We start from the raw sequence: 21,282 nt of genomic DNA, 5'->3' as shown, positions 1-21,282 counted from the left end.
GTGTCCGTTATGACTGCCAGCACCGTTGTTCACCTGCTCCGGCACGCGGAGGTGCACAACCCGGAGGGCCTGCTGTACGGCCGTCTGCCCGGTTACCACCTCTCGGAGACGGGCCGCTCCATGGCCGACATGGTGGCCAAGGCGCTTTCCGGACGTGACATCACCCTCGTGCTCTGCTCCCCCCTCGAGCGTGCCCAGGAGACGGCCATCCCCCTCGCCGACGCCCTCGGTCTCACCGTGCGCACCGACGATCGGCTCCTCGAGGCCGGCAACATCTTCGAAGGGCTCGCCCTGGGGGCGATGTTCCGCGTCCCCCGGCACTACCGTCACTTCTGGAACCCGAGCAAACCGTCCTGGGGTGAGCCGTACGTCGAGATCGTGCGCCGCATGCGCTCGGTGATCGACGACGCCCGCGCCGAGGCACGCGGCCACGAGGCCGTGCTGGTCAGTCACCAGCTCCCCATCTGGACCATCCGGCAGGCCGCCGAGCGCCGCCGCCTCTGGCACGACCCGCGCCGCCGCCAGTGCGCCCTGGCCAGCGTCACCAGCTTCACCTTCGACGGCGACCGTCTCACCAGCGTCGGCTACAGCGAACCCGCGGGGGCCCTGCTCAGGCCGCCCGGCATGGACGGCCGCGGCCGCCGCTGAGGCCGAGGCCCCCGATTTCCGGGGCACCGCGCGGGATGGGTAGGGTTGAGGCGCTCTACCGGTTGTAGTGCAAGGAGATCCTGGCGCCGTGTTCGCGAAGTCACGAGCCCTGACCGCCGTGCTTCTCATGGCGGTTCTCGCGGGCTGCGCGGGTAACCCGTCGGCGCAGCCGCAGTCGGGCGACACCCGGTTCGTCGCGGGCGACGGCGCGGTCCAGGTGTTCACCGCCGGGGAGCGCAAGGCCGCCCCCGCCATCGAGGGCGAGACCCTGGAGGGACGGCGGGCGCGGCTCGCCGACCACAAGGGCCAGGTGGTCGTGCTGAACTTCTGGGCGTCGTGGTGCGGCCCGTGCCGCAGCGAGGCGCCGGTGCTCAAGGACGTCGCGGAGAAGACCAAGGCCAGGGGCGTGACCTTCCTCGGTGTCGACTTCAAGGACGACCGGGCGCAGGCCCTGGCCTTCCAGCGCACACAGAAACCGGGGTACCCGAGCCTGTTCGACCAGCCGGGCAAGGTCGCGCTGGCGTTCCACGGCATGGTGAACCCCGCGGCGATCCCCTCCACCCTGGTGATCGACCGGCAGGGACGGGTGGCCGCGCGGGCGCTCGGCGAGGTCAAGTACTCGGACCTGATGGACGCCGTGACCAAGGTCAGCGATGAGCGGTGACCTGGCCGGCACCATAGCGGCCGGCTCCCTTGTGCTCGCGGTGCCGGTGGCGGTGGCCGCGGGGGTGGTGTCGTTCCTGTCGCCGTGCGTGTTGCCGCTGGTCCCCGGCTACCTGTCGTACGTCACCGGCATGAGCGGCGACCCCCGCCGGGGCAGGATGGTCGCGGGCAGCGCCCTGTTCGTGCTCGGCTTCTCGCTGGTGTTCGTGCTCGGCGGGGCCCTGTTCGGCGGGGTGGGCGCCCTGCTGCTCGGCAACGCCGAGGTGATCACCCGGGTGCTCGGCGCCCTGACCATCGTGCTCGGGCTGGCGTTCATCGGTCTCCTGCCGGGCCTGCAGCGCGACGTCCGCGTGCACCGCTTCCCGGCGGCGGGCCTAGCGGGCGCGCCGCTGCTCGGCGTGGTGTTCGGCCTCGGCTGGACGCCCTGTATCGGCCCCACCCTGTCCACCGTCCTCACTCTGTCCCTCGACCAGGCGAGCGCGGCCCGCGGCGCGCTGCTGGCCCTCGCCTACGCCCTCGGCCTCGGCCTGCCGTTCGTCCTGGCGGCGCTGCTGTACCGCAAGGCCCTGACGGCCTTCGCCGCGGTGCGGGCGCACAGCCGCCTGATCACCCGGCTGGGCGGCGGCATGCTGGTGCTGGTGGGTGTCCTGCTGGTGACCGGCCTGTGGGGGCAGTTCATCGCCGCGATCCAGGGCTGGGTCGGCGGATTCGAGCCGGTGATCTGATGACGACGACGACCGCGAAGGGCCTCGGCGTGGCGGGCTGGCTGCGCTGGGGCTGGCGCCTGCTCACGTCGATGCGCACGGCGCTCATCCTTTTGTTTCTGTTCGCCCTGGCCTCGGTGCCCGGTTCGATCTTCCCGCAGCGTTCGATCAGCCCCGAGCAGGTCACGAAGTACTTCCAGGACAGCCCCGGCACGGCCCGCTGGCTGGACCGCCTGTCCCTGTTCGACGTCTTCACCGCTCCGTGGTTCGCCGCGACGTACCTGCTGCTGTTCGTCTCGCTGGCCGGCTGCGTGCTGCCCCGCGCGGCCGCGCACGTCCGCGAGCTCCGCCGCCCCCCGCCCTCCGCCCCGCGCAACCTGTCCCGCCTGCCCCGCCACACCGTGCTCGATGCCCGCGGGGTGACCGTGGAGCAGTACGCTGCGGCGCTGCGCGGCAGGCGCTGGCGCACGGTCACCGGGCCCGGCTGGGTGGCCGCGGAGAAGGGCTACCTGCGCGAGACCGGCAACCTGCTGTTCCACGCCGCGCTGCTCGCCATGCTACTGGCCGTCGGCCTCGGCGGCCTGTTCGGCTACCGCGGCAACGTGCTGGTGGTCGAGGGCAACGGCTTCGCCAACACCGTGGCCGCCTACGACCGCTACATCCCCGGCCAGCGGGTCTCGGCCGCCGCCCTGGAGCCGTTCTCGTTCACTCTGAAGGACTTCCAGGCCACCTACGTCGCCGCGGGGGAACGCCGCGGCCAGCCGCTGGACTTCTCCGCCCGCCTGACGGTCGCCGACCGCCCGGGGGCGGCCGAGCGGCCCTACGACCTGAAGGTCAACGAGCCGTTGGACGTCAACGGCACCCAGACGTACCTGCTCGGGCACGGATACGCCCCCGTTTTCAAGGTCACCGACGGCAAGGGCCAGGTGGCGTTCGACGGCCCGGTGCCGTGCCTGCCGGTCGACCAGACCACCTACACCTCCGAGTGCGTCATCAAGGCGCCGGACGCCGAGCCCGAGCAGCTCGGCTTCCTGGTGCGGTTCCTGCCGACCGCGGTGCCGGCCGCCGACGGCTCGTGGATCTCGGTGTTCCCCGGCGCGGCGAACCCGGCGATCCAGGTGTTCGCGTTCTCCGGTGATCTCGGGCTCCGCAACGGCGCGCCCCAGTCGGTGTACCGGCTCGACACCACCAAGCTGAAGCCGCTGGTGATGGGGGACAAGACCAAGCCGCTCGCCGTCGGGGAGTCGCTGACCCTGCCCGGCGGCGCGGGCACGATCCGGCTCGCCGGCGTGCGCGAGTGGATCAGCCTGCAGATCGCGTACGACCCCGGGCGGGTGCCCGCGCTGCTCGCCGCCACGTTCGCCGTGCTCGGCCTGGTGTTGTCGCTCACCGTGCGGCGCCGCCGCGTCTGGGTGCGCGTCCCCGAGGACGGCGGCCCTGCCGAGGTGGGCGGGCTGCCCCGCACCGAGGGTGGCGGCGCCGCGTTCGCCGAGGAGTTCACCCAGCTCGTCACCGCCCTTTCCGGGCTGCCCGGCCGCGAGGCCGCCACGCGTCAAGGAGTGAAGGATGCCCACTGACCCGGGGCTCGCCACGCTCAGCGACCAGCTGATCCTGGTGACCGTCCTGCTGTACGTGTTCGCGATGATCGCCTACGCCCTGGACCTCGGTTTCGGCCGCGTGCGCGCGGAGGTGCCCGCCGAGGGCCGCGTGCCGGTCACGGTGGGCGCGGACGGCGGCCCAGGCGCCTCCGGCACGGACGCGGGGGTCCCCGGCACGGACGCCGGGGACGCGAAGGCCCCTGAGGCTCCTGAGCCGCCCGCGTGGGCGGTCAGGGCCGGCACGGCCGCGGTGGCCCTCACCTGGCTCGGCTGGGCGGCCAACCTCGGCGCCGTGATCGGCCGCGGCGTCGCGGTGGCCCGCTGGCCGTGGGGCAACATGTACGAGTTCGTGGTGGCCATCTGCCTGGCCGCCGTGACGGCGTTCCTCGTGATGCAGACCCGCCAGCCCGTGCGCTTCCTTGGCGCTTTCGTGACGCTCGCCGCCGCGCTCGGGCTGGGCTTCGCGGTCCGCTACCTCCACGTGCAGGCCGGGCCGGTGGTGCCCGCCCTGAACTCGTACTGGATCGCCATCCACGTCACCGCCGCCATCCTCGCCAGCGGTCTGTTCATCGTCGCCGGGGTGTCCGGCGTGTTGTACCTCGCCCGCAAGGACGGCCCGTCGCGCCTGCCCTCCCGCGCGGAGCTGGAGGCCGTGGCGCACAAGGCCGTCGTGTTCGCCTTCCCCGTGTGGACGTTCGCCGTCATCGCCGGCGCCCTGTGGGCGGACAAGGCGTGGGGCCGCTACTGGGGCTGGGACCCCAAGGAGGTCTGGTCGTTCATCACGTGGATCGCCTACGCGGCTTACCTGCACGCACGGGCCACCGCGGGCTGGCGGGGACGGGCCGCCACGATCGTGCAGCTCGTGGCGTTCGCGTGTCTGATGTTCAACCTGGTCGGGGTGAACATCTTCCTGTCGGGCCTGCACTCCTACGCGCAGGTGCCCTGAGCGGGGACAGGGCTCAGAGGCCGGGAGACCGGGTAAGCGGGGAAGCAGGGGAAGCAGGCGGGTCTAGTCTTCCTCGCGCCGCATGCGGCGGTCGAGGTCGCGCAGGAAGTCGGGGTCGTCGTCGGGGCCGCGGGGAACCGAGGGCCGGGGCCGTCCGGGCCCCGCGGCCCGGCGCCGCACCGTCTGCTCGCTGAGCGGGCGCCCGAGCAGCAGCCACAGAAGGCCGCCGAGGCCGGGCAGCAGGACGGTGATGAGGACCCACAGCATCTTGGGCAGGTTTCTTACATCTTGCTCCGGTGTCGTGATGACGTCGAACAGGCAGTAGAGCCAGAAGGCCAACAGCGCCAGGCCGAGAAGCACGCTAGGCATGTCGGCAGCGTAAGCCATTCTGCGGTAGATCGTGTTTTCGGGGGCGACACCGGGGACGCCGGGATTCATCGCCATAGGACATTCCTGATGGCTTCCCGCCCTGCTCCGTCGTACGGTGGACCGTGACCGCCGCGAAGCCCAGCACGGAGAGGTGCCCGCCGATGTCCCCCCTCGTCCCGGCACACACGGCGCCTTGACGGCGTACTCCGGCGACAAGGGTCGCCACCGCAGGGGGCCGCGCTGGCGGCAGCGTGGGCCGTCCGCGTCCCCGTACCGCTCGGAGACCCCGCGGGAGGGCCCGGACGCGCCGGACACCCGCCCCGCGGCCGACTCCCGGCCTGGCGACGGCACGGGCGACCGCCGCGGCGACGCCGGGCGGGGCGACCGCCAGGATCGCAGGGAGAACCGCAGGTCAGGGCGCAGGGAGAGCCGTCAGGCCGAGTCGTTCTGGCAGGGCGACCGGCCGCGCACGGACGCCCCGGGGGCGGTCACCGCGCCGGTGGTGGACCGGCCGCAGTACATCTGGCGCGACTTCGAGCTGGACGACGAACCGCCGCTCGCGCAGCCCAACTCTCCTGACACTCCCGACCTCCGTGATGGGTTACGACATTGTGGCCCCTTGGAACGAATACTGCACCGTCAATGGGACGCGTCGTACGGCCCGCCGTCCCCGGACGCGGTGCGTGCCATCGAGAGCCTCTCCCGGCTCCCTGAGAGGCTGAAGTCGCTTCTGGCGGTCGGGCTCGACGGCATCTACGTCGGGCCCGGGGGAGTGCCCGATCTGGACGACATGGGTTATCTGCGGGGCGCGCCGCTGCCGTCGGGAAAGGCGACGTGGGACATCTGCGCGGGCGCGTACGGCGACCGCAAGATCGTCGTCGGGGACCGGCCGTCGCCCACGCCCGACGTGATGATGCACGAGACGGGTCACGCGCTCGACGACATCGACGCGCCCCCGGGCGACTGGGTGTCCGACTCGCCCGAGTTCGCCGCCCTGTACGACGAGTGCGGCCCTCTGCTGGCCTCGACGTTCCACAAGCAGCCCGGGGGCCTCGGCCGCAAGGAGTTCTTCGCGGACGCCTTCGCCGCCATCGCCTCGCGGCAGCGCCCCGCGCTGGTGGACATGCTGGGCGGCGACACGCGCGCCGCGCTCAACGTCATGCTGTTCTTCAACCGGCGTTACGGAATCTAGGTGATCCGCCATGTACGTCATCCGGCTCGCGGACGGGACGTTGCGGATCCCGCGTTCCCTCACCAGCGGCGACGGCCGTCTGATCGGCAACGCCTACCTGGAGGTGGCCCCGAGCGACCCCGACTACGAGCGCTGGCTCGCCGAGTCGATCACCGAGGAGCAGGACGCCGAGCGGCGGCGCCGGTGGCGGGAGGAGAACGACGACCTGGAACGGGAATTCCTGGCGTTCAAGGAGACGCAGGCCGGCTCCGACCGTTGAGCGGTCCACGGGCGGGCTTCGGGGGGCCCCGAAGGAGCGCCAATGGCGGCCCTTCGGATTAGTGATACGCATTTAAAGCATTTAAGGACGTCCGTAAAAAGAACAGTGACCCTGCGGCTTCCGGGGGGCACGCAGGATCACCGGGTGGTACACGGCCGGATCGAGATCACCGGGCTTCGTGCTCGGCGGGCTCGCACCGGTGGTTCAGACACGCGGTGAGTCGCCGCTAGGCCTGTCGGCCGTGAGGACTTCCTCGCCACGCAGGAGGGCGTGCACCTCCGACTCTCGGAAACGCCGGTGCCCTCCGGGGGTACGGATACTGCTGATGCGACCGGCCGCCGCCCAGCGCGTCACCGTTTTTGGATCGACCCGGAAGAGGGCGGCCACCTCTCCAGGGGTCAGCAGACGCTCGCTGCTACTCTCCACAATCTCTCCCCCTCGCATCCCGCACCTCGAAGCGGGCGGACAGGTATCCAGTTTGCCGAGCGAAATCTGATATATCCGTGATTTAGCTTGAAAGATCACGGGTTGTTATCAGCTGACTGCCCGTTTGTTATATGATAGAGCCTCTTTGGGGCGCTCGTGGGTGTTTCTTTACATAAGCGCCGTGTTGGGAACACTAGCAGTGCTCGCTCCCGATGCGAAGCGAGCGCTGTAAAGCTCCACCTGCGAAATCGGTGTCCCGTGGGGTGGCGGGGGTAGACCGCTCCAGCACGGGGTGGCGTAACCTCGACCTTGTGCGACCGATTCTCGTTTACACCGCGTCACGCCTCGGACTGTTCGCGGTCACCCTCGGTGTGCTCTATCTGATCGGCCTCCACAACCCTCTCTGGCTGCTCGTGATCAGTTTTGCGATCAGCGGGGTCGCCAGTTACGTGCTGCTGTCGGGGCAGCGGGACGCGGTGAGCCGGCAGATCAGTGAGCGCCACAAGGGCTAGAAGAGCGGGAACATGCCGACCCGGGCATGGTACTCGTGTCCGAGCCGCGTGGTGTCGCTTCCGAGGAGAAGGCCGCTTTTGTCGGCGAGGAACGCTTTCACCCCTATGCCGCGCTCTCTGGTGGGATTCCACGGCAGTGCCCGTCCGGTGACCGGATCGATCGCGCCGATGCCCGGCCGCGCCACCGCGCCGGGGCCGGCCGAGTCCCTTCCCCGTGGGTTGTCCAGCCAGCGCTGGTGCCCGCCGACGTACACCGCGGCCCCGGTGACCGCCACCGAGTAGAGCGAGTCGCCCCCGGTGTGGTTGACCCACGTGGGCCGCGCCGCGCCGCGCGCCGATATTTCGAATCGGGCGGCCGAATCACAGAGCTTGCGGACACCGCCCGCGCCGCCTGTCGTGACGACGACGAAGTACTGGCCGTCGGGGGAGAAATCCAGACCTCGTACGTAATAAGGGAAGACGTCCTTGCAGCGGGCCGCGTACGCCTCGGTGCGCCAGGCCGCGACCCTGGGCCGCGCCGCGCCGACGTCGATCAGGCCCACCTGGGGACGGCGCTGCCCGTCGAGGGTGGTGAACGACCCGATGACCCCGAGCACGCGGCCGGACATCGCCATGGCGTGCACCTTGAGCGCGCTGAGCCCGCCGCCGGGCGTGACGGTGAACGCCGGGTCCACCGCGCCGGTCGCGGCGTCCAGCCGGGCGAGCGCGGGACGCATGGCGCGCCCGACGCCGCTGAAGTCGCCGCCGACGTACAGATGACGGCCGTGGAGCACCAGCGAGGAGACGTCGCCCCCGCGCACCGGCGCCGCGAAGCCGGGCACGGGCGCCCCGTCGGCCAGGCGCAGCCGCGTCAGGCCCACGCCGCCGCCCGGCGCGAAGAACGACCCGCCCGCGTACACCGTGCCGTCGGCGCCCGCGGCGAGCGCGGCGACCGCCCCCTCCAGCCGCGGAGCGAAGCGGCGGTCGACCCGCCCGGTGGCGAGGTCGAACGCGAAGATGTTGCTCCTCGGCAGCCGCGCCGTGCCGCCGGCCTCCCGCACCTTGCTGAACGACCCGCCGACGACGACGGTGCGCCCGGCGATCGCGAAGGCGTTGACGATGCCGTCCAGCACGTGCGGCGTGTTGGCGGCCGGATCGGCGGACACGACGCGGTCGTGGGGCACCGGGCCGGCGTCCGCCGGTGCGGCGAGCGCGAGCGGGACCAGCCCGGCGAGCAGCGCGGCGGCGGGCAGCACCCGCCGCACGGGCGATTTTCCGGTAAACATTTGCCAAGTCCTAGCAGACGGAGCGTGACGAGGTGGTCACTTTGGGTCGATCGCCTGGTCCCACTAAGCTGAACGCATGACACGTGCATCGCTGGACAAACAGCCGCGGGAGATCGCGGCGATGTTCGATCGCACGGCCCGGCGCTACGACCTGGTCAACGATGTGCTCTCCCTCGGCCAGGACCGCTACTGGCGCAAGGCGACCGCCGCGGCGGTGGACGCCGGTCCCGGGGAGCTCGTCCTGGACCTCGCCGCCGGCACGGGCACCTCGACCGACGCCTTCACCACCCTCGGCGCGCGGGCCGTCGCGTGCGACTTCTCCCTCGGCATGTTGCGCGCGGGCGCCGAGCGGCACGGCGGGTCGGGTGTGTCCGATGAGGCCGGCGGGGCGAACGGCATCACCTTCGTCGGGGGTGACGCGCTGAGACTTCCATTCGGCGACGCGGTGTTCGACGCCGTCACCATCTCGTTCGGTCTGCGCAACGTGCAGGACACCGAGGGGGCGCTGCGCGAGATGCTGCGGGTCACCCGTCCCGGCGGCCGGCTGGTGGTGTGCGAGTTCTCCCGGCCCCCGGTCCGCTCGTTCGACCTCGTGTACAGCCAGTACCTCATGAAACTGCTGCCGCCGGTGGCCCGCGCGGTCAGCTCCAACCCCGACTCCTACGTCTATCTCGCCGAGTCGATCCGGGCCTGGCCCGACCAGGCGGGGCTCGCGCGGATCATCGGGCGGGCGGGCTGGGAGGGCGTGCGGTGGCGCAATCTTTCCCTCGGGATCGTGGCACTCCACCGGGCCGTCAAACCGGCCGTGGAGAGTAGGTAAGCTCCATCTGACACAGGGCAGGGGAAAAGGGCTAGACTTCCGCCGACAAGTTTGTGAAGTAGTTCACAAAGGCACGAAGGCCCCGAACCTTGAAGGCCCTCGAACACCCAGGACAGGACAGGTCCCGTGAGCGAGTCAGCCCCCGCGATGGACGCCGACGTCATCGTCGTCGGTGCCGGACCAGCGGGTTCGACCACGGCCTACTACCTCGCACAGGCCGGCTTCGACGTGCTGCTGCTGGAGAAGACCCGCTTCCCCCGCGAGAAGGTCTGCGGGGACGGTCTCACGCCGCGCGCGGTGAAAGAACTGATCGCCATGGGCGTCGACATCGACAGCCCCGGCTGGATCAGGAACAAGGGCCTTCGCGTGATCGGCGGCGGTCACCGCATGGAGCTGCCGTGGCCCGAGTTGTCCAGCTATCCCGATTTCGGGCTGGTCCGCACGCGCCTGGACTTCGACAAGATCCTCGCTGAGCGAGCCGAGGCGGGCGGCGCCCGGCTGCTGCAGGGCGTCAACGTCACCGGCCCGGTGCTGGACCTGCGCAGCGGCCACATCATCGGCGTGACCGCGAAGAAGGACGGCGAGCCGGTGACGTACCGCTCGCGCCTGGTCGTCGCGGCCGACGGCAACTCCACGCGGCTGTCGCTGTCCATGGGCCTGCACCGGCGCGGCGACCGGCCGATGGGCGTCGCGGTGCGCACCTACTTCACCAGCCCCCGGCACGACGACGACTACCTGGAGTCGTGGCTGGAGCTGTGGGACACCGGCGACGACGGCCGCGCGCGGCTGCTGCCCGGCTACGGCTGGATCTTCGGCGTCGGCGACGGCACGAGCAACGTCGGCCTCGGCCTGCTCAACACCAGCGAGTCGTTCCAGAACCTCGACTACCGCGACCTGCTGCGCCGCTGGGTGAAGAACATGCCCGCCGAGTGGGGCTACACCGAGGAGAACATGACCGGCCCGGTGCGCGGCGCCGCGCTGCCGATGGCCTTCAACCGCCAGCCGCACTACACCAAGGGCCTGGTGCTGGTCGGCGACGCCGGCGGCATGATCAACCCGTTCAACGGCGAGGGCATCGCGTACGCCATGGAGACCGGCAGGATCGCGGCGGGCGTCGTCGCCGGCGCGCTGGCCGCCGCCACACCCGCCCAGCGCGAGCGCCTGCTGCGTGCCTACCCGCAGGTGCTGAAGGACGCCTACGGCGGCTACTTCACCCTCGGCCGGCTGTTCGTCGAGGCGATCGGCAAACCCGGCGTGATGGCCTTCCTGACGCGGCACGGGCTCCCTCACCCCACTCTGATGCGGTTCGCGCTGAAGCTCCTTGCTAATCTCACGGACCGGCGGGGTGACGCGTCGGACCGGCTGATCAACGCCCTGTCGAAGGTGACGCCGCCGGCATGACCAGACACCCGGAACGAAGACAGATGATCGCCGTGCCTAGACTCAGCAACCGGTCGAGAGGCGCCCGCGCGCTCGGACACAGAAGAACCACGAGAGACAGAGGAGACGGATAAGCGATGGAACTGTACGTGCCGATCGTGGTGCTGGCGGTTCTCGCGGCCGGTTTCGCGGTCTTCTCTGTGGGCATCGCGCCCTTCACAGGGCCGAAGCGATGGAACCGCGCCAAGCTCGACGCCTACGAGTGCGGCATCGAGCCGACTCCGCAGCCCGTGGGCGGCGGCCGGTTCCCGCTGAAGTACATGATCACTGCCATGCTCTTCATCGTCTTCGACATCGAGATCATCTTCCTGTACCCGTGGGCCGTGGCCTTCGACAATCTCGGTGTCTTCGGTCTGATCGAGATGGTGCTGTTCATCGTCACCGTCCTGGTCGCGTACGCCTACGTGTGGCGTCGCCGCGGCCTGGACTGGGACTGAGAGGCGGCGTGCCTTCGGCGCGCGGGAGGAAGCACTGAGATGGGTCTCGAAGAGAAACTGCCGAGCGGGTTCGTCCTGTCCACGGTGGAGCAGGCGGCGGGCTGGGCGCGCAAGAACTCGGTCTGGCCGGCGACGTTCGGCCTGGCCTGCTGCGCCATCGAGCTGATGGCGACCGGCGGGCCGAACCACGACCTGGCGCGGTTCGGCATGGAGCGGGCCTCCGCCTCGCCCCGCCAGGCCGACCTGATGATCGTGGCCGGGCGGCTGTCGCAGAAGATGGCGCCGGTGCTGCGCCAGATCTACGACCAGATGGCCGAGCCGAAGTGGGTCATCGCGATGGGCGTGTGCGCCTCCAGCGGCGGCATGTTCAACAACTACGCGATCGTGCAGGGCGTGGACCACGTCGTGCCGGTGGACATCTACCTGCCGGGCTGCCCGCCCCGCCCCGAGATGCTCATCGACGCCATCGTGAAGCTGCACGACAAGATCCAGAACATGAAGTTCGGCGCGCATCGCGCCAAGCAGATCGAGGAGCTGGAGCAGCAGGCTCTGCGGTCGCTTCCGCTCATCGATCAGGGGAGCCCGAAATGAGCAGCGACAACCTTCCGGGCGTACCGGAGGAGCCGGTCGCCAGGCACGGCATGTTCGGTGTCACAGGCACCGGCGACACCTCCGGGTACGGCCGCCTGGTGGTGCGCCGCCCCCCGAAGCCGGGGAGCGCCCGCCCGTACGGCGGCTACTTCGACGAGGTGGCCGACGCCCTGGAGCGCGCGGCCGGTGAGACCTTCGCCGGCATGGTGGAGCGGGTCGTGGTGGACCGCGGCGAGCTCACCCTGCACGTCGCGCGCGAGCGGCTCACCGAGGTGATGAGCCACCTGCGCGACGACCCCGCGCTGCGCTTCGAGTTGTCGCTCGGTGTCTCCGGCGTGCACTACCCCGAGGAGACCGGCGCCGAGCTGCGCGCCGTCTACCACCTGTGCTCGATCACGTTCAACCGCCGCGTCCGCGTCGAGGTCTCCTGCCCCGACGCCGACCCGCACGTGCCGTCCACGGTGTCGATCTACCCGACCCACGACTGGCACGAACGCGAGACCTACGACTTCTTCGGCATCGTCTTCGACGGCCACCCGGCGCTGACCCGCATCGAGATGCCGGACGACTGGGACGGCCACCCGCAGCGCAAGGACTACCCGCTCGGCGGCATCCCGGTGGAGTACCGCGGCGCCACCATCCCCGCGCCGGACCAGAGGAGGTCGTACGCATGACCACCGTGCACGACGGCGACACCGACCGCCGCGACGACGACGCCACCGAGGGCCGGGTCTACAACGTCAACGGCCAGGACTGGGACCAGGTCGTCGACGCGGTCGCCGAGTCCTCCGAGGAGCGCCTCGTCATCAACATGGGCCCCCAGCACCCGTCCACCCACGGCGTGCTGCGGCTCGTGCTGACCCTGGACGGCGAGAGCGTCACCGAGGCCCGCACCGTCATCGGCTACCTCCACACCGGCATCGAGAAGAACATGGAGTTCCGGACGTGGACCCAGGGGGTCACGTTCGTCACCCGCATGGACTACCTCTCGCCGATCTTCAACGAGGCGGCGTACTGCATGGCGGTGGAGCAGTTGCTCGGCATCACCGACCGGGTGCCGGCCAGAGCGCAGGCCATCCGCGTCATGATGATGGAGCTCAACCGCATCAGCTCCCACCTGGTGGCCATCGCGACGTTCGGCCTGGAGCTCGGCGCCACCACCCCCATGCTGTTCGGGTTCCGCGAGCGTGAGATGGTGCTCGACCTGTTCGAGTACATCACCGGCCTGCGCATGAACATGGCGTACGTGCGCCCGGGCGGCGTCTCGGTGGACCTCCCCGCCGGCGCGGTCGACAAGATCGGCGAGTTCCTCAAGGTCATGCCGGGCCGCATCAAGGAGATGCGCAAGCTCCTCGACGCCAACCCCGCCTACGTCCGCCGCACCAAGGACGTCGCCTACCTCGACCTCACCGGCTGCATGGCCCTCGGCGTCACCGGCCCCATGCTGCGCGCGGCGGGCCTGCCCTGGGACCTTCGCAAGTCGCAGCCGTACAGCGGCTACGAGACCTACGACTTCGACGTGCCGACGCAGACCTCCTGCGACGTCTACGGCCGCTACCTCGTGCGCGTGGCCGAGATGGAGGAGTCCCTCAAGATCATCGGCCAGGCGCTGGACCGGCTGTCGGGCTCCGAGCTCAAGGGCAAGCCCGTCATGATCGAGGACAAGAAGATCGGGTGGCCCGCGCAGCTCGCGCTCGGCCCCGACGGCCTCGGCAACTCCCCCGACCACATCGCCCACATCATGAGCTCCTCCATGGAGGCGCTCATCCACCACTTCAAGCTGGTCACCGAGGGCTTCCGCGTCCCGGCCGGCCAGGCGTACGCGGCGGTCGAGTCGCCGCGCGGCGAGCTCGGGGCGCACGTGGTGAGCGACGGCGGCACCCGGCCGTACCGCGTGCACTTCCGCGACCCGTCCTTCACGAACCTGCAGGCGGTGCCCGCCACCTGCGAAGGCGGCATGGTTGCCGACGTCATCGCCGCGGTCGCGTCGATCGACCCGGTCATGGGAGGTGTGGACCGGTGACGACCTACTCGCCGGAAGTCCGCGAGCGTCTCGAACGGGACGCCAAAGAGATCATCGGCCGCTACCCGAGGACCCGCTCGGCGCTGCTGCCCCTGCTCCATCTGGTGCAGTCCGAGGAGGGCTACGTCTCCGACGCCGGGCAGGAGTTCTGCGCCGAGATGCTCGGGCTCACCAAGGCCGAGGTCGTGGGCGTGTCGACGTTCTACACGATGTACAAGCGCAAGCCCGCGGGCGAGTTCCACGTCGGCGTCTGCATCAACGCGCTGTGCGCGATCATGGGCGGCGACCAGATCTGGGACGAGCTCACCGAGCACGCCGGCGTCGGCAACGGCGAGACCACCGCGGACGGCAAGGTGTCGCTGGAGCGGCTGGAGTGCAACGCCGCTTGCGACTTCGCGCCGGTCATGATGGTCAACTGGGAGTTCTTCGACAACCAGACCCCCGAGTCGGCCAAGCAGCTCGTGGACGACCTGCGCGCCGGCAAGGAGGTCAAGCCGACCCGCGGCCCCGGGCGCCTGTGCTCGTTCAAGGAGGCCTCGCGGGTGCTGGCCGGCCTGCCGGACGGGCAGGCGGGCGAGGGTCCCTCGGCGGCCGGCCCGTCGCTCGAGGGCCTCAAGATCGCCAAGGCCAACGGATGGACGGCGCCGAAGGGGGCCTCGGAATGACCACGCTGACGCCGGTCCTCACCGCCAACTGGGACCAGGCCGACTCCTTCACCCTGGACGGCTACGGGGAGTACTCCGCGGCGCGCAAGGCGCTCGGCATGGACCCCGACGCCATCATCAAGGCCGTGAAGGACTCCGGTCTGCGCGGGCGCGGCGGCGCGGGCTTCCCCACCGGCATGAAGTGGGGCTTCATCCCGCAGGGCGACGGCAAGCCGCACTACCTGGTGGTCAACGCCGACGAGTCCGAGCCGGGCACCTGCAAGGACATCCCGCTGATGATGGCCAACCCCCACTCGCTGGTCGAGGGCGTCATCATCACCTCCTACGCCATCCGCGCCAACCAGGCCTTCATCTACATCCGCGGCGAGGTGCTGCACGTCGTGCGGCGGGTGCAGGCGGCCGTGCGCGAGGCGTACGAGAAGGGCTACCTCGGCACCGACATCCTCGGCTCGGGGTACGACCTGGAGCTGGTGGTGCACACCGGCGCCGGGGCGTACATCTGCGGCGAGGAGACGGCGCTGCTGGACTCGCTGGAGGGCTACCGGGGTCAACCTCGCCTCAAGCCCCCCTTCCCCGCCGTCGCGGGCCTGTACGCGTGTCCCACCGTCATCAACAACGTCGAGTCGGTGGCCAGCGTTCCCAGCATCATCGCCAACGGCGCCGACTGGTTCGCCGGCATGGGCACCGAGCGGTCCAAGGGCTTCGGCATCTTCTCCCTGAGCGGCCACGTCACCCGCCCCGGCCAGTACGAGGCGCCGCTCGGCATCACCCTGCGCGAGCTGCTCGACATGGCGGGCGGCGTGCGGGCCGGGCACCGGCTCAAGTTCTGGACCCCCGGCGGCTCCTCCACCCCGATCTTCACCGACGAGCACCTCGACGTGCCGCTCGACTTCGAGTCGGTCGGCGCCAAGGGCTCGATGCTCGGCACCCGGGCCCTGCAGATCTTCGACGAGACGACCTGCGTGGTGCGAGCCGTGCTGCGGTGGACCGAGTTCTACGCCCACGAGTCCTGCGGCAAGTGCACCCCCTGCCGGGAGGGCACCTACTGGCTCAAGCAGGTGCTACGGCGGCTGGAGAAGGGCCAGGGCACCGAAGAGGACCTGACCACCATCACCGACATCGCCGACAACATCCTCGGACGGTCGTTCTGCGCCCTCGGCGACGGCGCCACCAGCCCGATCCACTCGTCGGTGAAGCACTTCCGCGACGAATACCTCAAGCACTTCGAGATCGGCGGATGCCCGTTCGACCCGGCGGCGTCCACCGTGTGGGGGACCGCATGACCGTTCAGACGACGCCGGAGGGGCAGATCGAGCAGCCCGTGGAGATGGTGAACCTCACCATCGACGGGTTCCAGATCGCCGTGCCCAAGGGCACGCTGCTGATCAGGGCCGCCGAGCTGCTCGGCATCCAGATCCCGCGCTTCTGCGACCACCCCCTGCTGGACCCGGTCGGCGCCTGCCGCCAGTGCCTGGTGACCATCGAGGGCATGCCCAAGCCCGCCGCGTCCTGCACCATCGTGTGCACCGAGGGCATGGTGGTGCAGACCCAGCTCACCTCGCCGGTGGCCGAGAAGGCGCAGCGCGGCGTGATGGAGCTGCTGCTGATGAACCACCCGCTCGACTGCCCGGTCTGCGACAAGGGCGGCGAGTGCCCCCTGCAGAACCAGGCCATGTCGAACGGCCAGGGCGAGTCGCGGTTCACCGAGGACAAGCGCACCTTCGAGAAGCCGATCCCGCTGTCCACCGAGGTGCTGCTGGACCGCGAGCGGTGCATCCAGTGCGCCCGCTGCATCCGGTTCTCCGACGAGATCGCGGGCGACCCGCTGATCGACTTCTTCGAGCGGGGCGCCGCCGAGCAGGTCGGCGTCGCCGACGGCGAGCCCTTCCAGTCGTACTACTCCGGCAACACCATCCAGATCTGCCCGGTCGGCGCGCTCACCGGCGCGGCCTACCGGTTCCGGGCCCGGCCGTTCGACCTGGTGTCCACGCCGAGCGCCTGCGAGCACTGCGCCAGCGGCTGCTCCCTACGCACCGACCACCGCCGCGGCCGGGTCACCCGCCGCCTGGCCGGGGACGACCCGCAGGTCAACGAGGAGTGGAACTGCGACAAGGGCCGGTGGGCGTTCTCCTACGCCACCGAGCCCGACCGCCTGCGCTCCCCGCTGGTCCGCGACGAGGACGGCCTGCTGCGGCCCGCCTCCTGGCCCGAGGCCCTCACGGCCGCAGCCGTTGGGCTCGCCAGGGCCCGCGGCCGGGCCGGTGTGCTGGTCGGCGGACGCGCCACCGTCGAGGACGCCTACGCGTACGCCAAGTTCGCCCGCATCGCCCTCGGCACCAACGACGTCGACTTCCGCGCGCGGGCCCACTCGCAGGAGGAGGCCGAGTTCCTCGCCCACGCCGTCGCGGGCAAGGGCATCGAGGTCTCCTACGCCGACCTGGAGAAGGCGCCGGCCGTCCTGCTCGCCGGGTTCGAGCCCGAGGAGGAGTCGCCGATCGTCTTCCTGCGCCTGCGCAAGGCGTGGCGCAAGCACGGCCTGCGGGTCTTCTCCATCGCGCCGTTCGCGACCGAGAGCCTCGCCAAGATGGGCGGCACGCTGCTGCGCGCCCTGCCCGGCACCGAGGCCGAGGCCATCGGCGACCTGATCTCCGACTCCTCGCCCGCCGCCGAGGCGCTCGGCAAGTCCGGGGCGGTCATCCTGGTCGGCGAGCGGCTCGCCACCTCCCGCGGCGCGCTGTCGGCCGTCGTCCGGCTGGCCGCCGTCACCGGCGCCCGGCTGGCCTGGGTGCCGCGCCGGGCCGGTGAGCGCGGGGCCGTCGAGGCCGGTGCGCTGCCCGGCCTGCTGCCGATCGGCCGCCCGGTCACCGACGAGGCCGCACGCGCCGAGGTGGCCCGCGCCTGGAACGTCTCCTCCGTGCCGGCCGCCCCGGGCCGCGACACCGCCGCCATCCTGGCCGCCGCGCTCACCGGCGACCTGGACGCGCTGGTGGTCGGCGGCGTGGACCCCTACGACCTGCCCGACCCCGAGGCCGCGCTCGCGGCCCTGGAGAACACCCCGTTCATCGTCGCCCTGGAGATGCGGGCGAGCGCCGTCACCGACCGGGCCGACGTCGTGCTGCCCGTCGCCGCGGTGTCGGAGAAGAGCGGCACGTTCGTCGACTGGGAGGGCCGCGGCCGCACCTTCGAGCGGGCCATCGAGGTCCCCGGCCTCATGAGCGACCTCGGCGCCATCGCCGCGATCAGCGACCACATGGACGTCCACCTCGGGCTGCCCGACACCGCCGCCGCCCGCCGCGAGCTGGCCGCCCTCGGCGCCTGGCGCGGCGCCCGGCCGAGCGGCCCCGCCGTCAGCGGCGGCGTGCACCCCGAGCCGCGGGCCGGTCAGGCCGTGCTCGCCACCTGGCACCTGCTCATCGACGCGGGGCGCCTGCAGGACGGCGAGCCGTACCTCGCGGGCACCGGCAAGCCGGTCGAGGCGCTGCTGTCGGAGACCACCGCGGCCGAGATCGGCGTGGTGCCCGGCGGTAAGGTCACGATCACCACCGAAGGCGGTACGGTCAGCCTGCCCGTGCGGGTGGCCGACCTGCCCGACCGCGTCGTGTGGGTGCCGGCCAACTCACCCGGGTGCTCGGTGACCCGGGACCTGCGCGCGGTGTCCGGGGACGTCGTCGAGATCGGGAGCGCGGAATGAGTCTCTTGCTGGCCGCACCGGCCGAGCCGGTCGGCCCCACCCTGGCCGACTTCGGCAAGGATCCACTGTGGATCTCCATCATCAAGGCGCTGTTCATCTTCGTGTTCTTGATGCTGGGTGTGCTGTTCGGCGTGTGGACCGAGCGCAAGCTCATCTCGCGCATGCAGCACCGCTACGGCCCCAACCGGGCCGGCAAGTTCGGCCTGCTGCAGTCGGTGGCGGACGGCATCAAGATGGGGCTGAAGGAGGACATCCTCCCGCGCACCGTCGACAAGGTCATCTACATCCTCGCCCCGATCATCATCGCGGTCCCGGCGTTCCTGTCGTTCGCCGTCATCCCGTTCGGGCCCGTGGTGTCGATGTTCGGGGTGCGCACCCCGCTGCAGCTCACCGACCTGCCGGTCGCGGTGCTGCTGGTGCTCGCCATGGCCTCGATCGGCGTGTACGGCATCGTGCTCGCCGGCTGGGGCTCCCGCTCGCCGTACGCGGTGCTCGGCGGCCTGCGCTCCACCGCCCAGGTGATCTCGTACGAGATCGCGATGGGGCTCTCGTTCGTCGCGGTGTTCATCTTCGCCGGCACGCTGTCCACGTCCGAGATCGTGGCCAAGCAGGCGTCGGGCAACACCTGGAACATGTTCGGGCTCGACATCCCGCTGCCGTCCTGGTACGCGGTGCTGCTCATCCCGTCGTTCCTGATCTACGTGATCACGATGCTCGGCGAGACCAACCGGGTGCCGTTCGACCTGCCCGAGGGTGAGGGCGAGCTGGTCGGCGGCTTCCACACCGAGTACTCCTCGTCGCTGAAGTTCGCGATGTTCATGCTGGCCGAGTACGTCAACGTGTTCACCGTGTCCGCCCTGAGCATCACGCTCTTCCTCGGCGGCTGGCGGGCCCCGTGGCCGATATCGCTGTGGGACGGCGCCAACACCGGCTGGTGGCCGATGTTGTGGTTCTTCATCAAGCTCGTGCTGGTGTTCTCGTTCTTCATCTGGGTGCGCGCCTCGCTGCCCCGCATCAGGTACGACCAGCTCATGGCCTTCGGCTGGAAGGTGCTGATCCCGCTGAACCTCGCGTGGATCCTGCTCGTGGCCAGCTTCCGCGCCATGCAGGTCCCGCAGGCCGACCGGTCGCTGGTGATGGTCATCGCGGCGGTGGTCGTGGTCGGATGCCTGGCGATCTACTTCTGGTTCGACACGGTCAACCAGCGCCGCAGGGAGGCCCAGGCCGAGCAGGTCCAGGCCGAGTTCGAGCAGCTCGCCGAGGAGCCCACCGCGGGCGGCTTCCCGGTGCCCGCGCTTGACCTGCCGCACTACCACGGCGTCAACGGACGCAAGGAGGTCCCCAGTGGGACTAACTGATTTCCTGAACCCCGTGAAGGGGTTCGGCGTGACCTTCCACCACATGTTCAAGAAGCCGGTGACGACCAACTACCCGGAGGAGAAGCGGCCGACCGCGCCCCGGTTCCACGGTCGCCACCAGTTGAACCGGTGGCCGGACGGGCTGGAGAAGTGCGTCGGGTGCGAGCTGTGCGCCTGGGCCTGTCCCGCGGACGCCATCTTCGTGGAGGGCGCGGACAACACCGACGAGGAGCGCTACTCCCCGGGCGAGCGGTACGGCCGCACGTACCAGATCAACTACCTGCGCTGCATCCTGTGCGGGTTGTGCATCGAGGCGTGCCCCACCCGGGCGCTCACCATGACCAACGAGTACGAGCTCGCCGACTCCAGCCGCGAGAGCCTCATCTACACCAAGGAGATGCTGCTCGCGCCGCTGGCCCCCGGCATGGAGACGCCGCCGCACCCCATGCGCCTCGGCGAGACCGAAGAGGACTACTACCGGTTGGGCCGTAGCAATGGGTGAGACCATCACGTTCTGGGTGCTGGCCGTCGTCTCGGTGGCCGCCGCGTTCGGGCTCGTCTTCAGCAGGAAGGCGGTCTACTCCGCCCTCATGCTGGGCGTGGTCATGCTCTCGCTCGCGGTGCTCTACGCCGTCCAGGACGCCCCGTTCCTCGCCGTGGTGCAGATCATCGTGTACACCGGCGCGGTCATGATGCTCTTCCTGTTCGTGCTGATGCTGGTCGGCGTGGACTCCTCCGACTCGCTGGTCGAGACGATCCGCGGCCAGCGGTTCTGGGCCTTCGTCGCCGGGCTCGGCTTCGCCGTGCTGCTCGCGGCCGGCCTCGGCAACGTCGCGTTCGGCGGGGCCGCCGGGCTGGGCGGCGCGGTGCAGGCGAACGGCGGCAACGTGCCGAGCCTGGCGTCGCTGATCTTCACCCGGTACGTCTTCGCGTTCGAGGTCACCTCCGCGCTGCTCATCACCGCCGCGCTCGGCGCGATGGTGCTGGCGCACCGCGAGCGGTCCGCGCCGAAGCCGACGCAGAAGGACCTGTCCCGCGCCCGGTTCCTCAGCGGGCACCCGGCGCCGCTGCCCGGCCCCGGCACCTACGCCCGGCACAACGCCATCGACATGCCGGCGCTGCTGCCGGACGGCACGGTGTCGGAGCTGTCGGTCAACCGGGTCATCGCCCGGCACGACGTCGAGGACCGCCATCTGCCGGACGACCCGCGGCTCGCCCAGGCGATCAGGAACGTCGCCGGCGGCTCCAAGGCCGCCGCCGACCCGGTCGAGCCGGGGAGCCCGGCCGCGGCGCGGACCGCCACCGCCGACGGTCACGTCGAGGAGGAAGGCAAGTGACCACCCACTACCTGGTGCTCTCCGCGCTGCTGTTCGCCATCGGCGGCGTCGGCGTGCTGGTGCGCCGCAACGCCATCGTGGTGTTCATGTGCGTCGAGCTCATGCTGAACGCCTGCAACCTGGCCTTCGTCGCGTTCGCCCGCCAGCACGGCAACCTGGAGGGCCAGGTGATCGCGTTCTTCGTGATGATCGTGGCGGCCGCCGAGGTGGTCGTGGGTCTGGCGATCATCGTGACGATCTTCCGAACCCGCAGGTCCGCGTCGGTCGACGACGCCAACCTGCTGAAGTACTAAGAGGTGGCCGTGGAACCCGCTGAGATCGTCCAGCACTCCGGTGGA

The 21,282-nt window shown here is 70.6% G+C and carries 24 protein-coding genes; 21 read left to right on the top strand and 3 right to left on the bottom strand.

What is annotated here, in order from left to right; all coding sequences use genetic code 11:
* Positions 1 to 9 precede the first annotated feature (9 nt).
* The 5 genes from ABGB17_RS19905 to ccsA all read left to right on the top strand — a co-directional run bounded on the left by ABGB17_RS19905 (position 10) and on the right by ccsA (position 4,559).
* Positions 10 to 648: a histidine phosphatase family protein gene (locus tag ABGB17_RS19905; RefSeq protein WP_347631624.1), complete on the top strand. Its 639-nt coding sequence runs from the start codon at positions 10 to 12 to the stop codon at positions 646 to 648.
* 88 nt (positions 649 to 736) lie between these two features.
* Complete coding sequence (locus ABGB17_RS19900) at positions 737 to 1,312, top strand: TlpA disulfide reductase family protein (protein WP_347631623.1); 576 nt, start codon at positions 737 to 739, stop codon at positions 1,310 to 1,312.
* Positions 1,302 to 2,036, top strand: coding sequence for a cytochrome c biogenesis protein CcdA (locus ABGB17_RS19895; protein ID WP_347631621.1), 735 nt, complete (start codon positions 1,302 to 1,304; stop codon positions 2,034 to 2,036). The genes ABGB17_RS19900 and ABGB17_RS19895 overlap by 11 nt, the downstream gene beginning before the upstream one ends.
* Entirely contained in the window at positions 2,036 to 3,592 is a 1,557-nt protein-coding gene (locus ABGB17_RS19890; RefSeq protein WP_347631620.1) for a cytochrome c biogenesis protein ResB, read from the top strand. Before ABGB17_RS19895 ends, ABGB17_RS19890 begins: the two co-directional genes overlap by 1 nt.
* The gene (gene ccsA, locus ABGB17_RS19885; protein WP_347631618.1) at positions 3,582 to 4,559 is read left to right on the top strand and encodes a cytochrome c biogenesis protein CcsA; all 978 of its coding nucleotides are present in this window, start codon (positions 3,582 to 3,584) and stop codon (positions 4,557 to 4,559) included. The genes ABGB17_RS19890 and ccsA overlap by 11 nt, the downstream gene beginning before the upstream one ends.
* 63 nt (positions 4,560 to 4,622) lie before the next feature.
* Here ccsA and ABGB17_RS19880 read toward each other — a convergent pair whose 3' ends face one another.
* Positions 4,623 to 4,928: a PLDc N-terminal domain-containing protein gene (locus tag ABGB17_RS19880; RefSeq protein ID WP_347631616.1), complete on the bottom strand. Its 306-nt coding sequence runs from the start codon at positions 4,926 to 4,928 to the stop codon at positions 4,623 to 4,625.
* Positions 4,929 to 5,121: 193 nt separating this feature from the next.
* Here ABGB17_RS19880 and ABGB17_RS19875 point away from each other — a divergent pair, with 193 nt between their 5' ends.
* Positions 5,122 to 6,120, top strand: a complete 999-nt coding sequence (locus ABGB17_RS19875; RefSeq protein WP_347631614.1) for a hypothetical protein — start codon at positions 5,122 to 5,124, stop codon at positions 6,118 to 6,120.
* Positions 6,121 to 6,130: 10 nt separating this feature from the next.
* Complete coding sequence (locus ABGB17_RS19870; RefSeq protein ID WP_347631612.1) at positions 6,131 to 6,379, top strand: hypothetical protein; 249 nt, start codon at positions 6,131 to 6,133, stop codon at positions 6,377 to 6,379.
* 204 nt (positions 6,380 to 6,583) lie between these two features.
* Here the strand turns inward: ABGB17_RS19870 and ABGB17_RS19865 are convergent, their stop codons facing one another.
* Positions 6,584 to 6,823, bottom strand: a complete 240-nt coding sequence (locus ABGB17_RS19865) for a BldC family transcriptional regulator (RefSeq protein WP_262842220.1) — start codon at positions 6,821 to 6,823, stop codon at positions 6,584 to 6,586.
* Between the two features lie 293 nt (positions 6,824 to 7,116).
* Between ABGB17_RS19865 and ABGB17_RS19860 the strand changes: the two genes are divergently transcribed.
* Entirely contained in the window at positions 7,117 to 7,317 is a 201-nt protein-coding gene (locus tag ABGB17_RS19860; protein WP_347631610.1) for a DUF4229 domain-containing protein, read from the top strand.
* Here ABGB17_RS19860 and ABGB17_RS19855 read toward each other — a convergent pair.
* Positions 7,314 to 8,582 (bottom strand): hypothetical protein, encoded by a 1,269-nt coding sequence (locus ABGB17_RS19855; RefSeq protein WP_347631608.1) that lies wholly within the window; start codon positions 8,580 to 8,582, stop codon positions 7,314 to 7,316. The two genes, ABGB17_RS19860 and ABGB17_RS19855, sit on opposite strands and share 4 nt — an antisense overlap.
* A 76-nt stretch (positions 8,583 to 8,658) precedes the next feature.
* Here ABGB17_RS19855 and ABGB17_RS19850 point away from each other — a divergent pair, with 76 nt between their 5' ends.
* The 13 genes from ABGB17_RS19850 to nuoK all read left to right on the top strand — a co-directional run bounded on the left by ABGB17_RS19850 (position 8,659) and on the right by nuoK (position 21,237).
* Complete coding sequence (locus ABGB17_RS19850) at positions 8,659 to 9,402, top strand: demethylmenaquinone methyltransferase (RefSeq protein ID WP_347631606.1); 744 nt, start codon at positions 8,659 to 8,661, stop codon at positions 9,400 to 9,402.
* A gap of 147 nt (positions 9,403 to 9,549) precedes the next feature.
* Positions 9,550 to 10,803: a geranylgeranyl reductase family protein gene (locus ABGB17_RS19845; protein ID WP_347631763.1), complete on the top strand. Its 1,254-nt coding sequence runs from the start codon at positions 9,550 to 9,552 to the stop codon at positions 10,801 to 10,803.
* 116 nt (positions 10,804 to 10,919) lie between these two features.
* Complete coding sequence (locus tag ABGB17_RS19840; protein WP_347631604.1) at positions 10,920 to 11,279, top strand: NADH-quinone oxidoreductase subunit A; 360 nt, start codon at positions 10,920 to 10,922, stop codon at positions 11,277 to 11,279.
* Positions 11,280 to 11,318: 39 nt separating this feature from the next.
* Positions 11,319 to 11,870, top strand: a complete 552-nt coding sequence (locus tag ABGB17_RS19835) for an NADH-quinone oxidoreductase subunit B family protein (protein ID WP_347631602.1) — start codon at positions 11,319 to 11,321, stop codon at positions 11,868 to 11,870.
* Positions 11,867 to 12,544 carry an NADH-quinone oxidoreductase subunit C gene (locus ABGB17_RS19830; protein ID WP_347631600.1) on the top strand — a complete coding sequence of 226 codons (678 nt, stop codon included), beginning with the start codon at positions 11,867 to 11,869 and terminating at the stop codon, positions 12,542 to 12,544. Before ABGB17_RS19835 ends, ABGB17_RS19830 begins: the two co-directional genes overlap by 4 nt.
* Positions 12,541 to 13,893 (top strand): NADH-quinone oxidoreductase subunit D, encoded by a 1,353-nt coding sequence (locus ABGB17_RS19825; protein WP_347631598.1) that lies wholly within the window; start codon positions 12,541 to 12,543, stop codon positions 13,891 to 13,893. Before ABGB17_RS19830 ends, ABGB17_RS19825 begins: the two co-directional genes overlap by 4 nt.
* Complete coding sequence (nuoE, locus tag ABGB17_RS19820; protein ID WP_347631596.1) at positions 13,890 to 14,558, top strand: NADH-quinone oxidoreductase subunit NuoE; 669 nt, start codon at positions 13,890 to 13,892, stop codon at positions 14,556 to 14,558. The genes ABGB17_RS19825 and nuoE overlap by 4 nt, the downstream gene beginning before the upstream one ends.
* On the top strand, positions 14,555 to 15,841 hold the full coding sequence (gene nuoF / locus ABGB17_RS19815; protein WP_347631594.1) for an NADH-quinone oxidoreductase subunit NuoF: 1,287 nt from the start codon (positions 14,555 to 14,557) through the stop codon (positions 15,839 to 15,841). Before nuoE ends, nuoF begins: the two co-directional genes overlap by 4 nt.
* Positions 15,838 to 18,249, top strand: coding sequence for an NADH-quinone oxidoreductase subunit G (locus ABGB17_RS19810; protein ID WP_347631592.1), 2,412 nt, complete (start codon positions 15,838 to 15,840; stop codon positions 18,247 to 18,249). Before nuoF ends, ABGB17_RS19810 begins: the two co-directional genes overlap by 4 nt.
* Entirely contained in the window at positions 18,246 to 19,607 is a 1,362-nt protein-coding gene (gene nuoH, locus ABGB17_RS19805) for an NADH-quinone oxidoreductase subunit NuoH (RefSeq protein WP_347631590.1), read from the top strand. Before ABGB17_RS19810 ends, nuoH begins: the two co-directional genes overlap by 4 nt.
* Positions 19,594 to 20,109 carry an NADH-quinone oxidoreductase subunit NuoI gene (nuoI, locus tag ABGB17_RS19800; RefSeq protein ID WP_347631588.1) on the top strand — a complete coding sequence of 172 codons (516 nt, stop codon included), beginning with the start codon at positions 19,594 to 19,596 and terminating at the stop codon, positions 20,107 to 20,109. The genes nuoH and nuoI overlap by 14 nt, the downstream gene beginning before the upstream one ends.
* On the top strand, positions 20,102 to 20,944 hold the full coding sequence (locus tag ABGB17_RS19795) for an NADH-quinone oxidoreductase subunit J (RefSeq protein WP_347631586.1): 843 nt from the start codon (positions 20,102 to 20,104) through the stop codon (positions 20,942 to 20,944). The genes nuoI and ABGB17_RS19795 overlap by 8 nt, the downstream gene beginning before the upstream one ends.
* The gene (nuoK, locus tag ABGB17_RS19790; protein WP_347631584.1) at positions 20,941 to 21,237 is read left to right on the top strand and encodes an NADH-quinone oxidoreductase subunit NuoK; all 297 of its coding nucleotides are present in this window, start codon (positions 20,941 to 20,943) and stop codon (positions 21,235 to 21,237) included. The genes ABGB17_RS19795 and nuoK overlap by 4 nt, the downstream gene beginning before the upstream one ends.
* Positions 21,238 to 21,282: the final 45 nt, after the last annotated feature.

This window comes from Sphaerisporangium sp. B11E5 (assembly GCF_039871875.1).
Lineage (GTDB): Bacteria > Actinomycetota > Actinomycetes > Streptosporangiales > Streptosporangiaceae > Sphaerisporangium.
This window is presented reverse-complemented; position numbering and strand designations above follow the sequence as displayed.